The 16132-nt window shown below is 72.8% G+C and carries 13 protein-coding genes; 8 read left to right on the top strand and 5 right to left on the bottom strand.

Annotation, left to right across the window (positions count from 1 at the left end; genetic code table 11):
• Positions 1 to 5: 5 nt before the first annotated feature.
• Complete coding sequence (locus AB0I72_RS08070; RefSeq protein WP_358564292.1) at positions 6 to 434, bottom strand: organic hydroperoxide resistance protein; 429 nt, start codon at positions 432 to 434, stop codon at positions 6 to 8.
• A 60-nt stretch (positions 435 to 494) separates the two neighbouring features.
• The gene (locus AB0I72_RS08065) at positions 495 to 974 is read right to left on the bottom strand and encodes a MarR family transcriptional regulator (protein ID WP_358564290.1); all 480 of its coding nucleotides are present in this window, start codon (positions 972 to 974) and stop codon (positions 495 to 497) included.
• A gap of 163 nt (positions 975 to 1137) precedes the next feature.
• Between AB0I72_RS08065 and AB0I72_RS08060 the strand changes: the two genes are divergently transcribed.
• Positions 1138 to 1725 (top strand): TetR/AcrR family transcriptional regulator, encoded by a 588-nt coding sequence (locus AB0I72_RS08060; protein WP_358564288.1) that lies wholly within the window; start codon positions 1138 to 1140, stop codon positions 1723 to 1725.
• Positions 1722 to 2105: a hypothetical protein gene (locus AB0I72_RS08055; protein WP_358564286.1), complete on the top strand. Its 384-nt coding sequence runs from the start codon at positions 1722 to 1724 to the stop codon at positions 2103 to 2105. The genes AB0I72_RS08060 and AB0I72_RS08055 overlap by 4 nt, the downstream gene beginning before the upstream one ends.
• A gap of 425 nt (positions 2106 to 2530) precedes the next feature.
• Here AB0I72_RS08055 and AB0I72_RS08050 read toward each other — a convergent pair whose 3' ends face one another.
• Complete coding sequence (locus tag AB0I72_RS08050) at positions 2531 to 4078, bottom strand: aldehyde dehydrogenase family protein (protein WP_358564285.1); 1548 nt, start codon at positions 4076 to 4078, stop codon at positions 2531 to 2533.
• Between the two features lie 237 nt (positions 4079 to 4315).
• On the opposite strand from AB0I72_RS08050, the gene AB0I72_RS08045 reads away from it, so the two are divergent.
• Positions 4316 to 5380: a pyroglutamyl peptidase gene (locus AB0I72_RS08045; RefSeq protein WP_358564283.1), complete on the top strand. Its 1065-nt coding sequence runs from the start codon at positions 4316 to 4318 to the stop codon at positions 5378 to 5380.
• A gap of 179 nt (positions 5381 to 5559) precedes the next feature.
• On the top strand, positions 5560 to 7137 hold the full coding sequence (locus AB0I72_RS08040; protein ID WP_358564281.1) for a polysaccharide deacetylase family protein: 1578 nt from the start codon (positions 5560 to 5562) through the stop codon (positions 7135 to 7137).
• A 17-nt stretch (positions 7138 to 7154) separates the two neighbouring features.
• Here AB0I72_RS08040 and AB0I72_RS08035 read toward each other — a convergent pair whose 3' ends face one another.
• Positions 7155 to 8567, bottom strand: a complete 1413-nt coding sequence (locus AB0I72_RS08035) for an aldehyde dehydrogenase family protein (RefSeq protein WP_358564279.1) — start codon at positions 8565 to 8567, stop codon at positions 7155 to 7157.
• A gap of 62 nt (positions 8568 to 8629) precedes the next feature.
• Between AB0I72_RS08035 and AB0I72_RS08030 the strand changes: the two genes are divergently transcribed.
• Positions 8630 to 9253 (top strand): TetR/AcrR family transcriptional regulator, encoded by a 624-nt coding sequence (locus tag AB0I72_RS08030; protein WP_358564277.1) that lies wholly within the window; start codon positions 8630 to 8632, stop codon positions 9251 to 9253.
• 43 nt (positions 9254 to 9296) lie between these two features.
• On the opposite strand, the gene AB0I72_RS08025 is transcribed toward AB0I72_RS08030, so the two are convergent.
• Positions 9297 to 11663: an FGLLP motif-containing membrane protein gene (locus AB0I72_RS08025; RefSeq protein WP_358564275.1), complete on the bottom strand. Its 2367-nt coding sequence runs from the start codon at positions 11661 to 11663 to the stop codon at positions 9297 to 9299.
• A gap of 441 nt (positions 11664 to 12104) precedes the next feature.
• Here AB0I72_RS08025 and AB0I72_RS08020 point away from each other — a divergent pair, with 441 nt between their 5' ends.
• Genes AB0I72_RS08020 through AB0I72_RS08010 form a run of 3 tightly spaced genes read left to right on the top strand, consistent with a single transcriptional unit; the run spans position 12105 to position 16097 of the window.
• Positions 12105 to 13592: a hypothetical protein gene (locus tag AB0I72_RS08020; RefSeq protein WP_358564273.1), complete on the top strand. Its 1488-nt coding sequence runs from the start codon at positions 12105 to 12107 to the stop codon at positions 13590 to 13592.
• Positions 13589 to 14908 (top strand): pyridoxal-phosphate dependent enzyme, encoded by a 1320-nt coding sequence (locus tag AB0I72_RS08015; protein ID WP_358564272.1) that lies wholly within the window; start codon positions 13589 to 13591, stop codon positions 14906 to 14908. The genes AB0I72_RS08020 and AB0I72_RS08015 overlap by 4 nt, the downstream gene beginning before the upstream one ends.
• On the top strand, positions 14901 to 16097 hold the full coding sequence (locus AB0I72_RS08010; protein ID WP_358564271.1) for an aminotransferase class V-fold PLP-dependent enzyme: 1197 nt from the start codon (positions 14901 to 14903) through the stop codon (positions 16095 to 16097). The genes AB0I72_RS08015 and AB0I72_RS08010 overlap by 8 nt, the downstream gene beginning before the upstream one ends.
• Positions 16098 to 16132: the final 35 nt, after the last annotated feature.

Raw genomic sequence — 16132 nt, 5'->3', positions numbered from 1 at the left:
GTGCCTCAGGCCGTCTTGACGGTGAGGTTGACGTCGATGTTGCCGCGGGTCGCGCGGGAGTACGGGCACACCTGGTGGGCGGCCTCGACGAGCTTCTCGGCCTCGGCCTGGTCGGCGCCGGGGATGGTGACCGTCAGGTCGACGACGAGCGCGAAGCCGTCCTCGGCCTTGCCCAGGCTGACCCGGGAGTCGATGACGGAGCCGTTGACGTTGGCCTTGGCCTCGCGGGCGACCTTCTTCAGGGCGCCGTGGAAGCAGGCGCCGTAGCCGACGGCGAAGAGCTGCTCGGGGTTGGTGCCGGGGCCGTCGTCGCCGCCCATGCCCTTGGGCACGGACAGGTCGACGCTGAGGCGGTCGTCGTCGGTCTTGCCGGTTCCGGCGCGGCCCTCACCGGTGACGGTGGCGTTCGCGGTGTACAGGATGTCGACTGCCATGACTGCCTTTCTGTGTTCCGACGCGGGGTCGGAAGGTGACGGAGATGTCGGTGGCGGTGCTCAGTCACGCGGGGTGCGGGGCGCCCGTCCGCTGGCGGCGGTCTCCACGGACCGGGTGATCCGGTCGAGGACCCCCTTCACCTCGCGCACCCGGTCCCCGGGCAGGTCGACGGCGCACAGCAGGCGGTTCGGGATGTCCCGGGCCCGTGCGCGCAGTCGGGTGCCCTCCTCGGTCGCGGTGACCTCGACGACGCGTTCGTCGGCCGCGCCGCGCTCCCTGATGAGGAGCCCGGCGCCCTCGAGGCGGCGCAACAGTGGGGAGAGCGTGCCCGAGTCCAGGTGCAGTGCCTGACTCAACTCCTTGACGCTCAGCGTCCCGCGCTCCCAGAGCACGAGCATGACCAGGTACTGCGGATAGGTGAGTCCCAGGTCGTCCAGGAGCTCGCGGTAGAGCCCGGTCAGGGCGCGGGAGGCCGCGTACAGGGAGAAGCACAGCTGGTTGTCCAGCGCGAGGGGGTCTCCCTCGCCGGTGTCGGCCATGGTCCCTCCCTCGCGTGGGTGGCACGTCCATCGAACGGCACCACCGTAGCAGATTTTAGTTGTGCACAACATGGTTTTGCACAACTTTTCCGATGGAGACCATTCGCTGCCCCTCGGGGAGGCACATTCCCATACGGGACGACCCGTATGGTAAAAAGGAGCCATGACCACGGTGACCACACCTCGCGGACGCCCGCGAGACGCGCGAGTGCACGCGGCGATCCTCGCCGCCACCACCGAACTGGTGGCCGAGACCGGATACGCCGCCATGTCCCTGGGGGCGGTGGCGGCGCGGGCCCGGGTGGGCAAGGACACCCTCTACCGTCGCTGGTCCGGCAAGGCAGAGCTCGTCTACGAGGCGGTGTTCACCACCACCGACACCGCCCCCGTCCCCGACACCGGCAGCCTCGAAGGCGACCTCGCGGCCATGACCCAGCAGCTGATCGACGAGTTCAGCACCCCGGCCGCCATCGCCGCCCTTCCCGGCCTGCTGGCGGACTTCGCCGCCGACCCCGACTCGCGCGCCAGGATCCGCTCCGACTTCCTCACTCCCGCCAAGGAACGCCTCGTCGACGTCTTCGAGCGAGCCCGCGAGCGCGGTGAGAGCGCGGCGGACGTCGACACCGACCTCGTGCTCGACGCACTCGTCGGAACCGTCGTGTTCCGACTGGGCGTACTCGGCGATCCCCCCGACCCCCGACTGGCCCGGAGCATCGCCGGGATCACCGCCAAGGGAATCGAGGCCCGTTGAACGGCTGGCTGCTGGCCGCGGGCGCCCTGGCGACCGTGACGGCCCTGATCCACCTCTTCGCCGGCGGACGCGACGTGGTCCGCCCTCTCCTGGAGAGCGCCCTGCCCTCCGAGCCGATGCGGACGCTGCACGCGGTGTGGCACTTCGCCACAGCGGACCTGCTGTTCAGCGGTGCCGCCCTGATCGCCCTCGGCGCCTCGAACACCACGAACGCACCGCTCGTCCTCTTCATCGCGGCCCACTTCGTGGCGTACTCGGCGGTCTTCCTGGTGATCACGCTGCGCGCGGACTGGTCTCGGCCCCTGCTGCGGCTGCCGCAGTGGATACTCCTGCTGCCGGTGGCGGTCCTGGCGGGAGTCGGTGCGCTCCAGATGTACTGACCACGAGGTTGGTGACACCCACCCCGGCTGACACACGCGAAGAGGGCCTTCGGTATCGGTGTGGATGTCTGACGTCCACACCGGCCCGCCAGAAGGGCCTCGATGCCCCACACCACCCATCCCAACGCCCGCCGGACCCCCGCCGGACGCCTGTTCCTGGCCCGCGATCGCTGGTGGGCGCGTCCGTACGCGATCCCGCGTGGGCGCGCCCACCATGGACCGACGGTGTCGGCCCCGCCTCAGGGGTACCGGGTGCGGCGGGCGAGGTCCGTCCGGCCGGTCCCCGAACTGCGCACCGCCCCGGCGTGCGGCGGCCGCTCACGGCCGACCGCGGTGCACGACCACCACACCGTCCACCACCCTCGAACGGCTCGCGGGGGTCCGCCGGAACGGACCCCCGAACTCTCCGGCGGAGGACGCACCTCCTAGAGGAAACGCACCCCCTGGGCCAGCGGCAGCTCACCGCCGTAGTTGACGGTGTTGGTCGCCCGGCGCATGTACGCCTTCCACGAGTCGGAGCCGGACTCACGGCCGCCGCCGGTGTCCTTCTCACCGCCGAACGCGCCGCCGATCTCCGCCCCCGAGGTGCCGATGTTGACGTTGACGATGCCGCAGTCCGAACCCGCCGAGGACAGGAACCGCTCGGCCTCGGCCTGGTCCTGGGTGAAGATCGCCGACGACAGCCCCTGCGGCACGCCGTTGTGCAGCTCCACCGCCTCGTCCAGGGTGCGGTAGGTCAGCACGTACAGGATCGGCGCGAAGGTCTCCTCCCGCACGATCTCGGTCTGGCCCGGCATGCGCACCACGGCGGGCTCGACGTAGTAGGCGTCAGCCCCGGACTCCTCCAGCCGGCGGCCGCCACCGACCAGCACGTCGCCGCCGTCGGCCCTGGCCTGGTCCAGCGCCTTGACCATGCCCGAGTACCCGCGCTCGCCGATCAGCGGGCCGACGAGGGTCGATTCCTCGAAGGGGTCGCCGATCCGGTCGCGCAGCTGCTTGTAGGCGTCCACGATGCGCTCGGTGACCTGGTCGGCCACGTCCTCGTGCACGATGAGGCGGCGCAGCGAGGTACAGCGCTGGCCCGCCGTCCCGGCGGCGGCGAACACGCTGCCGCGCACCACGAGGTCCAGGTCGGCCGAGGGCGCGACCACGGCCGCGTTGTTGCCGCCCAGCTCCAGCAGGCACCGGCCCATCCGCGCGGCGACCCGGGGCCCGACCGTCCGGCCCATCGCGACCGAACCGGTGGCCGACAGCAGCGACACCCGGGCGTCGTCCACCAGAGCCTCACCGACGTCGCGGCCCCCCAGCACCACCGAGTGGAGGTCCGAGGGCGCGCCGACGTCGGCGGCGGCCCGCATGAGCAGGCCGTGGCAGCCCAGTGCGGTGAGCGGGGTCAGGTCCGAGGGCTTCCACACCACCGTGTTCCCGCAGACCAGGGCCACGCACGTGTTCCACGCCCACACCGCGACCGGGAAGTTGAACGCCGTGACCACTCCGACGACGCCCAGCGGGTGCCAGGTCTCCATGAGACGGTGCCCCGGGCGCTCGGAGGGCATGGTGCGGCCGTACAGCTGTCGGGACATCCCCACGGCGAGGTCGCAGATGTCGATCATCTCCTGGACCTCGCCGAGCGCCTCGGAGGTGATCTTGCCCGCCTCGATCGTCACCAGCTCGGCCAGGTCGGCCTTGTGCTCGCGCAGCAGCTCGCCGAACCGGTGGACGAGCTTGCCGCGCTCGGGCGCGGGCGTGTCCCGCCAGGTGGCGGTGAAGCACTCCTTGGCGGTGTCGACGGCCCGGTCGACTGAGGCGGGTGTGTCGAACTCGACGGGGAACAGGATCTGGCCCGTGATGGGCGTCCTCGCCACCCCGGCCGCGCCGATCGGCTCGCGCAGGCGGTCGACTCCGCACCGTTCCAACGCGGTCCGCGCGCGCTCGGCGAGGACGTCGGTGTCGGGGAGTGCAGCAGTAGGCATGTGTTTCTCTCTCCGTTGAGAGGGACGGGCTGTCAGTTCTCACACTGCCAAGTCCGGGGCCGGTGGTCCACCCCCGATGTCGAGGTTGTGGACAACGGCGGCGGAGCCCCGCCCCGAACCCGGCGCCGACGGCGCCGCCGTGGACGGCGGGCCCGACCCCGGGCCCGACCCCGGTGACGTTACACTCGTCCGGCCCGTCCCATCGGCGTTCCCCTCCCCCGACCCAGACAGGGAATCGTGCAGCACGACACCACCCCCGAAGAGGCCCGAGCCGAGCTCCCCGAGCCGAGGCGGATCCTGGCCCGCTCCGGGTTCGACGCCGCGGAACCCCTGTTCGCCGCCGACCTGGCGGACAGCGGCGACGTCGAGCAGGCCCGGGAGGCGGTCGCCGCGCACGCCTCCCGGCTGTGGACCGAGGCGACGCGAGCCGAGAGCGGGGACACCGACGACCGGCCCCTGTACTGGGCCCGCCTGGTGCTTTCCGCCCGGCTGCGCGCCTGGCGGCCGGGGTTCGCGCTCACGGACGGCCAGCGCGCCGAGCTGCTGCGGCTGCTGGAGTGGGAGTCACGGGGCTTCGCCGACATCGGCTTCCCTCCGGGCGAACGCTGGCTCCGGCTCGTGGTGACCGGCTTCGACCCCTTCCGCCTGGACGAGGACGTCGCGTGCTCCAACCCGTCCGGGGCCGCGGCTCTGGACCTGCACGGATGGACCTTCCCGGTCGGCGGGCGCACCGCCGTGGTGCGCGCCGCGGTCTTTCCCGTGCGCTGGTCGGACTTCGACGAGGGCGTGGTGGAGCGGGCCCTGGGCCACCACCACACCTCGGTCGACGCCGTGGTCACCCTGAGCAGGGGCCGGCCCGACCGGTTCGACCTGGAGGTCTGGAACGGGGTGTGGCGCGGCGGCGGCACGGACAACCTGGGCCGCACGAGCACGGGGCGCGCGCCGGTGCCGGGGCCGCGGGTCCCGGAGTGGACACGGTCGTCGCTGCCGTGCGAACGGATCGCGGACACGGTGTCGGGACGGTATCCGGTGGTGGCCAACACCGAGGTTGTCGAGGTCCCGGCGGGGTCGCGCGAGGAGGTCCGGCGTCCGCAGGGCCCCACCGAGGGGTCCGCCGCCCGCGCGGGCGGCGGAGGCGACTACCTGTCCAACGAGATCGCCTACCGCAACACCCTGCTGCGCGACCGGTCGGGCCGCTCGATCCCGGCGGGCCACGTCCACCTGCCCCGGACGACGGCCCCGGACGAGCACGCCGAGGTGCTGGCGCAGGTCCGGGAGATCGTGGCGGCCACCGTCAGCTGAACCCGGGCCCCGCACCGGGGCGCCCCCGGCGGGGGCACGCCCGGCGGGCGGGGCCGCTCGCTCCGGGCCAGGGGAGCACCGGGTTCACCTCGGAGCGGACTTCGCCAATCGGTGACACTCCGTGCGAAACTCGTCGCGCTTCGCCCGTTTCGGGTGGTCGTTTCGATAGGGTCCCCCACGTGTGCGACACCCTACTGCGACGAACGTTCTCCGTCGGCGCGGCGCTGGGGCTCCTGCTGGTGCCCGGATGCCACGTCGGAGAGCACGCGTCGCCCTACGCCGAGGTGATCGGCGTCCCGCTCGACGAGGTGCCGGGGCTCACCGTCAGGGAGCACGCCGTGGAGACCGAGCACAGCGTGGTCGGCTACCGCTACCCGCTCCTGGGCGCGGGGCACCCGCTCAGCGCGGAGGTGCGCACCGCCATGGCCGCGCGGCAGACCGCCTTCCTGGAGGAGCTGTCCGGGAGCGGCCGTCCCGAACTGCGGCAGGACGTGTCCGTGGTCGCCGCCTCACCCGAGGTCATTGGGGTGCGGCTGACCGCGGTGTCGACGGCGGGCATGCGGGAGACACGGGAGGCCTCCACGCTGTGGTTCGACGCCGGCGCCGAACGGGTCCTGCCCTGGACGGCGCTCTTCCGCGACGAGGCGGCCGTCGAACGCGCGCACGTCCTCCTGGCCGACGTGCTCCAGGAGCACTACCACCTGCCCCTGGCGGACCTTCCCGGGGTGATCGGCGAGGCCGCCGTGCGCGCACGTGAGGAGGCCGAGGCGACCGACGCCGGGGCCGAGGGCGGATCGGCGTCCACCGACACGGCGGGGGCCGCGGGGGCCGGGGCGGGTGCCGAGGCGGCCGAGGAGGCGGCGCGGAGCGGCTTGCTCGACGTCGAGCGGGCGCGGGAGGTCGCCCAGGAGTGGGAGGGTTCCCCGCTGGAGGACCTGGCGTTCAGCACCGGCGGAGGTCTGGCCGTGCGCATGGATCCCACCCAGGTGCCGGGGGCGGGGGGAGTCGCGGAGGTGATCCTGCCGGTCGAGCCCGAGGACGCCGAGGAGGTCCTGTCCGAGCTGGGCTTCCGTGCGCGGGATGCGGCACTGACCGGACCCGACCCCGACGTGCCCCTGGGCGACGGCTCCTCCGACGAGCGCGACACCCTGGACTGCCAGCGGCTCAAGTGTGTGGCGCTGACCTTCGACGACGGCCCCGGCGAGCACACCGACGACCTCTTGGACACCCTCGACGAGTACGACGCCAAGGCGACGTTCTACGTGCTGGGCTCCCTGGTCGGCGAGTTCCCCGAGGCCCTGGAGCGGATGGCCGCCGAGGGGCACGAGCTGGGCAACCACACGTGGGACCACGACGACCTGAGCGGGAAGTCGGCCGAGGCCGTCGAGTCGGACATGGCGCGCACGAACAGGGCGGTGCGCGACGTGATCGGCTCGGATCCGCCCTCGATGCGGCCGCCGTACGGGGCGTTGAACGGGACCGTGCGCAAGAGCGTGGGCCTGCCGATCATCCTGTGGGACGTGGACACCATGGACTGGCGCAGCCGGGACACCGACGAGGTCGCCGCGTACGCCATCGAGCACAGCACGTCCGGGAGCGTGGTGCTGTTCCACGACATCCACGAGTCGTCGGTGCGGGCGATCCCGGACGTCCTGACGGAGCTGCACCGGCAGGGGTTCCACTTCGTGTCGGTCACCGAGCTGTTCGACGGCACGCTGGAGCCGGGCGACGTGTACACCGACGCCCGGCACGAGTGAGGCGGCCTCCCGGCCGCTCAGAGCATGCGGCGCAGGATGCGCTCCTTGAGGTCGGTGACGGGCGCGTAGGCGACCCGCATCGTGTCCATGAACAGGGACTTGTCGAGCACCGACTTGGTGTGCGAGAAGGTGTCGACGGAGGCCGCCCCGTGGTAGGCGCCCATGCCGCTCTCGCCGACGCCGCCGAAGGGCAGGTCGGGGACGGCCAGGTGGGCGATCGGCAGGCCGAAGGCCAGTCCTCCGGAGGAGGTCTGGGTGGTCAGGCGGCGCTTGGTCTCCTCGGAGTCGGTGAAGGCGTACAGGGACAGGGGCTTGTCGCGCTCGTTGACGAAGGCGATGGCGGCGTCCAGGTCGGGGACGCGGATGACGGGCAGGACCGGGCCGAAGATCTCCTCGGCCATGACGGGGGTGTCGGCCGAGACTCCGCCCAGCACGGTCGGGGCGATGTACAGGGCGTCGCGGTCGTGGTCTCCCCCGGCGACGACGGTGCCGGAGTCGAGCAGGGCGGTGAGCCGGTCGAAGTGGCGTTCGTTGACGATCCGGCCGTAGTCGGGGCTGGTGCGGGGGTCGTCGCCGAACATCTCGGTGATGGCGGCGGCGAGTTCGCGCTCCAGTTCGTCGGCGGTGTCGCCGACGGCCAGGACGTAGTCGGGGGCCACGCAGGTCTGTCCGGCGTTGGTGTACTTGCCCCAGGCCAGACGGCGGGCGGTGGCGGCCAGGTCGACGCCGGGTTCGACGATGGCGGGGCTCTTGCCGCCCAGTTCGAGGGTGACCGGGGTCAGGTGCTTGACGGCGGCGGCCATGACGATGCGGGCGACGGCGCCGTTTCCGGTGTAGAAGATGTGGTCGAAGTGCTGTTCGAGCAGCGCGGTGCTCTCGGGGACGCCGCCCTCGACGACCGCGACCGCCTCGGTGTCCAGGTGGCGGGGCAGCAGTTCGGCCAGGGCGGCGGAGGTGGCGGGCGCGAGTTCGCTGGGCTTGAGCAGGGCGGTGTTCCCGGCGGCGATGGCGCCGACCAGGGGCGCCAGGGACAGGTTCACCGGGTAGTTCCAGGGGGCGATGATCAGCACCGTGCCCAGGGGTTCGCGCACGCGGCGCGCCTTGGCCGGGGCCAGGGCCATCGGCACCGAGACGCGCTGGGGACGCAGCCACGACGCCAGGTGCTTGAGGGTGTGGTCGATCTCGTTGACCACGAACCCGATCTCGCTGGTGTGCGCCTCGACCGGGCTCTTGCCCAGGTCGGCCTTGAGCGCCTTCTCCAGGGTGGGGCGCTCCTCGGTGAGCAGGCGGCGCAGGGCGCGCAGCTGCTCGCGGCGCCAGGCGATCGGTTTGGTGCGACCGCTGGCGAAGGCGGCGCGCAGGCGGTCGACGATCCCGGGGATCGCGGCGGTGTCGGTCAGCGGTTCACTGTGGGCGTGGGTCTCCGTCATGGACTCGATACTAAACGAAACTGTTTCGTTTCCAACAGGGTCGCTCGCATAGGATTCCGGGTATGACCACCGACCATCTGCCCGAAGCGTCCGCCGCCCCCGCCCGGGGGCGGCCACGGGACGCGGCCCGGGACCGCGCGCTGATGGACGCCACCCTCGCCGAACTCCAGCTGCACGGGTACAGCGGCCTGACCACGGCGGCGGTCGCCAAGCGCGCGGGGGTCTCCACGGCCACGCTGTACCGGCGCTGGCGGTCGAAGGAGCACCTGGTGGTGGGGGCCGCCCAGGCCTGGGCCGAGGACCTGGGGCCCGACCGCGACACGGGGGGCCTGCGCTCGGACCTGAGCCGGGTCCTGCACGACAAGGCCCGCGCGCTCGACGGCCCCTCGGGGCGGCTGCTGCGGGCGGTCGTGGGCGAGGCCGCGCACAACCGGGCGCTGGCGGACGTGCTGTTCGACGCGTTCGTGCTGCCGCTCCAGAACCGGGTGGCGGCGCTGCTGGAGCGGGCCGCCGAACGCGGGGAGATCGCGCCGGTGGAGGACCCGGTGGTGGTCGGGGAGATGGTGATCGGCCCGATGGTCACGCACACGTTCCTCATCCCGCACGTGCCCGGGGCCGACCCGGGCGCGGACATGGCCGACCGCCTGCTGCCGTACCTGCTGCGCGCACTGGGCGCGGAGGGGTAGCGGGTGGTCGACGAGGCGTGGACCGCCGGGGACCGGCGACCTGTCAGTCCTGTCGGGAACGCTCCTCGGTGAGGACGGCGTCATCGGGTGTCGGATCAGCGGCGGTCGGTTCGGTGGCCTCGGCGGGGTCGCCGTCGATGTCGGTGTCGGGGTCGCTGGGCGGGGGCTCCTCCGGTTCGCCGGTCGTGTCCCGGTGAGCCTCCGACGGCCGTTCCTCGTCGGACCCGTCCTCCTCGGGTTCCACGGGGTCAGCTCGGTCCGTGTCCGGCGGGCCGGACGCGGGCTCAGGGGGCGTCGGCTCGGGGTCGACGGGCACCGGCTCCGTGTGGCCGTCCTCCGGGGCGGCCTCGTCCGTGCCCGTGAGGGGCTCGTCCGTCTCCTCCGAAGGCGTCGGCGCGACCGCGTCCGCTTCGACGGAATCGGCCCGTGCCGCCCGTGCGGGATCGGTCGCGGACGGCTCCCCGGGCGTCGACGCGGCCACCGCGACGGGCTGGGGCCGGTCGGCGGGAGCGCGGCGGGCGCGCCAGACGAAGAAGGCCCAGACGACCAGGGACAGGACTCCGAACCCGACGAAGAGCGCGGCCGTCGACAGGAGGGACTCGGGCGCGGTCTTGCCCGCCACCTGGTCGGGGTGCATGTGGAGCAGGTAGACGAAGACGAACAGGCCCGGGGTGAAGGCCAGCGCCCAGTGCGCCCGCCCCCAGCGCCAGAGCCGGTGGCCGTCGAGGAACCGCATCGGCAGCAGCCCGAAGACGACGGTCTGGACGCCCAGCACGGTGGTGGCGAACAGCGCCTTCTCCATGAGCAGGACGCCGAAGGGCGCGCCGCCGTCCTCGACGACCGCGCTGAGGGAGTTCCAGAACAGGTAGCACACGACGCTCAGGACGAGGACGCTGAAGGCGCCGAGCCGGGTGGCGCGGCCCTCGTTCTCCCGGACGAAGCCGTCCCGCTCCGCCTCGGGCAGGTCCAGCTTCGCGGCGCGGTCGGCGACGGCGGCGAACCCCGCGATGAGGCCGTAGAAGTACCCGGGCTCGAAGTCCGCCGCCGCGGAGGCCGCCGAGCACACGGCGACGATGGCCAGTCCGGCGGGAAGGACCTCGAAGCGCCCCGGGACCTGGGACCACGACCAGTCGCGGGCGTTGACCACCCACGCGTAGACGACGGTGACGGCGAACACGGCGATCAGGAGCCCGAGGAAGTCCAGCACCGGCGTCGCCTCGGGTGCGGGGTTCCAGTTGAGCAGCACCGGCAGGGCCGCCGACAGGATCCAGAAGACGACGAAGGCCGTCCCCGCGGACAGGGTGAGCAGGGCGCGGCGCTCGCCTGGGCGGCCGGTGACGAAGGCGCGGAGGCGGTTCCACCAGCCGCGGACGCGCCCCTGGTTGCCCTCGATCGACTTGTTGAGGATGTCGGAGGGAAAGCCGACCAGCAGCCACACGACGCCGATCGCCGCGGTGGTGACGGCGAGCGCGATGAGGAGGGTGACGGGGTCGGTGCGCAGGTCCTCCAGGCGGGGGACGCCGTCGCCGTCGCCCTCGGCCTGCGCGACCGGCGGCGGCTCGACCGCGGGAGCGGCGTACCCGTTGATGACGGGCACGGTCACCTCCCAGAGTGCGGGCTCGGCGTAGCTCAGGGTCAGCAGGTGCAGGCCCGGCTCCGCGTCCTCCGGGAACACGACCTCCGCGTCCTCGTCCGTCCCCGTGACCGTCGCTGGCTCCCCGTCGAGTCCCGCGCGCACGTCCGCGATGTCCAGGTCGGTCACGGGGTATCCGACCGGCCCGTCGGCGGGGATCTCGGCGAGGCTGAGCGGCACGCGCCCGTTCTCCACGACCGGACCGAAGTCGACCGCGGTGGGGAAGTCCAGGCCGAAGGGGAGGACGTCCGTGCCGAACTCGATGAAGTATGATCCCTCGCCGACCGGAACCCACGTGTCGTCGGTCGTCAGGCACTCGACCGTGACCGTGACCGTCTCCCCCGGAGGCGCCTGGAGCGCCTCGTCGATCTCGATGACGAGGTCGTCGGGATCGGCGTAGTACACGGTCGGTTCGGGAATCGGGACGGCTTCGCGTCCTTCGCCGACGGCCAGTGCGCCGTTGAGCCGTACTCCCCTGCTCCCGTCCGCCGAGGGACCTTCCGCCCCCTCGGGGAGGGCGCAGGCCGGAGCGTCCCGAACCACGATGGTCCTGACGATCGACGAGGTCGGCGCCCACAACAGGTGCTCGTGCGCCGTCACCTCCCGAGCCGCGTGCTCCGCCTCGGGGGTCTCCTGGAGACCGGGATCCGGCGTGAACTGGTCGATGAAGGGGTCGACCGTGGGCGCGGCCGGGTCGGTGTCGGTCGCGGCGGCCGGAGCGCCGCCCGGTCCGAGGACGAGCGGAGCGGCGGCGAGCACCGCGGTGAGGCGTCGCATGAGGCGCCGGAGCGCGGGGGCGCGAGTCGGCCGTCCGCGGTGGGCGGGGCACGCCCCGACGTGAGGGTCATCCGGAGTCCTGGGTCGGCCGTGCGTCGAAGGCGCCATGGGGGATCTCCCAGCCGTGTCCGATGACGGGAAGGAGCCTCATTATGACCAGGCCGCCGGGGGTTCCACAGGCGTTTGGCCACACTCGGACACCGTCGGCGACGGCCGACCGTCGCGTCGCTCGCCCCTCGCCCGCGTACCCGCCGTCCCGCCTCCAGACATGTGACCCTGGTCACGGTTTGCGTGGGTCGCGGTACCGCCTTCCTCGCAAGACCTCTTCACGGCGACCCCACGTCCGGTGAAGCGGCGGTCATGCGGGGGTAAGGCGCGCGGCAACTGGAAAGGAGTCGGGAGGACCGTCGAGAGTGTTCCGCTCTGGGGAGGAAGAGCCGGGTGGACGAGGCCCCCCTGTACCTGCGACCGCGGCTGGAACCCCCGCTGGCGCCCCTTCTGGGCTCGTCCGACCTCCTCCACACCCTGGCCGACGCGCTCGGCTCCCCCCTCGACGTCCTGTTACCCGACCGGATCGCGGCCAACGCCGAGCGCTTCGCCGACGTCCGCCGCGCCCACCGGCTGGACGGACGCGAGTTCTTCGCGCACAAGGCCAACCGCTCCAGTGCCCTGGTCCGACGGCTGGCGGCGACCCGCGCGGGCGTCGACGTCGCCTCGGTCGGCGAACTGCGGCACGTGCTCGGCTCCGGGTTCACCGGCGAGCGGATCGTCGCCTCCGGCCCCAAGGACACCGACTTCCTGTGGCTGGCCGCACTGGTCGGGGCCACCGTCCACATCGACGGACCCGCCGAGCTGGACACCCTCGCGGGGCTCGTGCGCGCCCACCGGCTGCCGCCGGTACGCGTCCTGGTCCGGCTGTCCGGGTTCACCGCGCCGGGAGTGGCCATCCGGTCGCGCGAGAGCCGATTCGGCGTGCCCGCCCCCGCGCTGGACGGTCTGCTGGACGACCTGGAACGGCACCGTGACGCGATCGAGCCCGTCGGCACCGCCTACCACCTGGACACCGTCAGCCTCGACGAGAAGGCCGTCGCGCTCGAAGGGTGCCTGCACGCGATGAACGCCCTGCGCGCCCGGGGGTTCCAGCCCAGGGTCGTCGACGTCGGCGGCGGGTTCGGGGTGGGCTACGTCGACGACCGCGACGAGTGGGACCGTTACACCACCGAGCTGACCCGCGCCGTCCTGGGCGAGCGACCGCCGCTGACCTGGGGCGGACACGGCTACGGCCTGCGCGCCGAGGGCGGCGCCGTTCGCGGTTCGCTCGGCCTGTACCCGGCCCACCGGCCCGACGCGGGCCCCGCCTACCTGGACGCCCTGCTGTCGCGGACCGCGCCGACCCTGGGCCGCGGGCTGGGCGCCCTGCTGCTGGAGAACCTCTACGACCTGTACGTCGAACCCGGCCGCGCCCTGCTCGACCAGTGCGGCCTCACCCTGGCGCGCGTGCTGGAGACCCGTCGCACGCGGGCGGGCGAACCCATGCTGCGGCTCGCCGCCAAGGCCACCGACATCGGTCTGGAGGACCACGGCGTGCTCGTCGACCCACTGCTGCTGGACCGCGGCGAACCCGATCCGGGGCGCGACGGCCCCGACACCGAGGACAAGGAGCCCGCCGGGGTGTTCCTCACCGGCAGCCTGTGTCTGGAGAGCGATCTCATCACCCGCCGCAGGGTCTTCCTCCCCCGCCGACCCCGGCCCGGCGATCTCCTGGCCTTCGCCAACACCGCGGGCTACTGCATGGACTTCGCCGCCACGCACGCCCAGCTCCAGCCCCCGGCGCGCAAGGTCGCCGTCGACGGGGAGCCGGGACGCTGGCGGTGGACCCTGGACGAGCACTACTCCCCCGTCTCGCGTCCGGAAGGGAGGTCGGCGTGAGGTACGACAGCATCACCGACGCCATCGGCGACACCCCGCTCGTGCGCATCGACCCGGCCGTACACGGCCTGCGCAACATCGACCTGTACGCGAAGCTGGAGATGCTCAACCCGTTCGGGTCGGTCAAGGACCGGGCGGCGTGGAACATGGCGCGGCCGGGGCTGGCCGAGGCCCAGCGGGCGGACGCGACGGTCGTGGAGCTGTCCAGCGGCAACACGGCCAAGGCGCTGGCGGCCATCGCGGGCATGCACGGGCTGCCGTTCCGGAGCGTGACCAACCGGATGCGGGTGCCGGAGATCAAGGATCTGCTCCTGCTGCTGGGCGCGGAGATCGAGGAGCTGCCGGGGCGCACCGAGTGCCTGGACCCGACGCTGACCGACGACCCGCTCACCCTCATCCACCAGGAACTGTCCGCGCCCGACAGCGCCCACCTGCACACCGACCAGTACTTCAACCCGCGCAACGCCGACGCGCACGCGGCGGGGACGGGGCCGGAGATCGTCGCCGACCTGGGCGGACGCGCCCCGGAGTACTTCGTGGCGTGCGTGGGCACGGCGGGCTCCTCGACCGGGGTGGCGCGGGTGCTGCGCGAACACGACCCGGCGACGCGCGTGGTCGGGCTGGTCGGGGCCAAGTCCGACTTCATCCCGGGTATCCGCACCATCGACGAGGTGCACGAGGTGGGGCTGTTCGACCCGGCGGTCTACGACACGATCGAGGACGTCAGCGCCGAGGACGCGGTCGAGGGGATGCTGACCCTCGTGCGCCGGTGCGGGATCCTGTCCGGTCCGACGGGCGGGGCCGCCTACTTCGGGGCCGTGCGCCACCTGCGCGGGATCGACGCGACGCTCACCGGACGGGCCACGGCCGTGTTCATCGTGTGCGACCGGTGCGAGAGCTACCTCAGCTACGTGCGGCGGCTGCGTCCCGACCTGTTCCACCGGCCGCCCGAGACCAACTCGGTGGCGAGCCTGACCGAGGAAGAGGTGCTCGCCGTACCGGCGCTGGAGGTCGACGCGGCGCGCGCCTGGATCGCGGAGGGCCGGCCGCTCGTCGTCGACCTGCGCAGTCCGTTCGCCTACTCCGCGCTGCACATCGAGGGGTCGGTCAACATCGTGGACGAGCTGTTCGACGAGATGCTGCGCGGCGGGCTGCCGTTCAGCACACGGCAGCCCGTCCTGCTGGCGTGCCCGGTCGGCGAGCAGTCGGCGCGCTACGCCGCCCTGCTCAGGCGGATGGGACACACCGACGCGCGCAGTCTGGCGGGCGGGATCATCGCCTGGCGCGACGCCGGTGCGCCGCTGGTGCGTGACTGACGTGGGGCGGGTGTGGGAGGAGCTCGGGGACTGGCAGCGGTCCCTACGTGAGCAGTTCCCGATCATCACCGGGCACCCCGATCTGGCCTACCTGGACAGCGCGGCCACCTCGCAGAAGCCGCGTGCCGTGCTGGACGCGGTCCAGGAGTACCTGGTGACCGGCAACGCCAACGCCGGGCGGGGCACCTACCCCTGGGCGAACGCGACGACGGCGATGGTGGAGCGCACGCGTGATCGGGTGAGGGCGTTCCTCGACGACCCGGAGCCCGAGCGGTCGTCCGTGCACTTCGTCAGCGGGACGACCGAGGGGCTGCGCAGGATCGCCCTCGACTGGCTGACGGCGTTCCTGGCTGACGGCGACGAGATCGTCGTGCCGTTCGCCGACCACCAGGCCAACCTGTCGCCGTGGCTGGAGGCGCGCGACGCGCTGGCGCGGCGCGGGATCGGGGTGCGGGTGGTGGAGATGCCCCGGCAGGCCGGGTCGGGCGACTACGACACCGACGCCCTGGCCGCGCTGGTCGGGCCCCGGACGCGGTTCGTGGCCCTCACCCACGTGCACCACGTGTACGGGGGCGACATGAACGTCCACCGGGTGCGCGAGGCGGTCGGTCCGGACGCGGTGATCTGCCTGGACGCGGCGCAGAGCGTGGGGCACCTGCCGGTGTCGGTGGCCGAGCTCGACGTGGACTTCGTCGTGTTCTCCGGACACAAGGCGCTGGCGCTGCCCGGGATCGGGGCGGTGTGGTCACGGCGGGCACGGGGGCCGCGGTTCGCCCCCGGCGGGTGGGACGGCACGCCGAACACGGTGGGCATCGCCAGTCTGGCGGCGGCGCTGGACTGGTTGGACGGGGCCGGGGTGGCGCGGATCGACCGCTGGTGCGCGGGGTTGGCGGCGCGGCTGACCGAGGCGTTGGGCGAGCTGCCGGCCTTCGAGGTGCTGGGGTGCCAGTTGAGTCTGGCCGACGACTCCCCCGTGCAGCGACGCTCGTCGATCGTCGCGTTCCGGCACCGGCGGATCGACTCGGGTGACCTGGGGTTCATCCTGTTCAGCCACGGGTTCATGGTCCGGTCGGACAGCCACTGCCAGGCGGGGGCGGATCCGGGGGACGGGTCGGTGCGGGTGAGCCTGCACGTGTACAACACACCCGAGGAGATCGACGCGCTCGTGGCGGTCCTCCGGGACTTGTGAACATGGAAACCACTCCCAGAAAGTCACACACCGCG

This window comes from Nocardiopsis sp. NPDC049922 (genome assembly GCF_040660275.1).
Classification (GTDB): Bacteria; Actinomycetota; Actinomycetes; order Streptosporangiales; family Streptosporangiaceae; genus Nocardiopsis.
The sequence above is the reverse complement of the archived record's forward strand: the minus strand, read 5'-3'. Positions and strand labels throughout refer to the sequence as shown.

Coding starts and splice junctions, on each gene's coding strand:
- AB0I72_RS08070 (WP_358564292.1), bottom strand. CDS start 434: ATGGCAGTCGACATCCTGTACACCGCGAACGCCACCGTCACCGGTGAG.
- AB0I72_RS08065 (WP_358564290.1), bottom strand. CDS start 974: ATGGCCGACACCGGCGAGGGAGACCCCCTCGCGCTGGACAACCAGCTG.
- AB0I72_RS08060 (WP_358564288.1), top strand. CDS start 1,138: ATGACCACGGTGACCACACCTCGCGGACGCCCGCGAGACGCGCGAGTG.
- AB0I72_RS08050 (WP_358564285.1), bottom strand. CDS start 4,078: ATGCCTACTGCTGCACTCCCCGACACCGACGTCCTCGCCGAGCGCGCG.
- AB0I72_RS08035 (WP_358564279.1), bottom strand. CDS start 8,567: ATGACGGAGACCCACGCCCACAGTGAACCGCTGACCGACACCGCCGCG.
- AB0I72_RS08030 (WP_358564277.1), top strand. CDS start 8,630: ATGACCACCGACCATCTGCCCGAAGCGTCCGCCGCCCCCGCCCGGGGG.
- AB0I72_RS08025 (WP_358564275.1), bottom strand. CDS start 11,663: ATGCGACGCCTCACCGCGGTGCTCGCCGCCGCTCCGCTCGTCCTCGGA.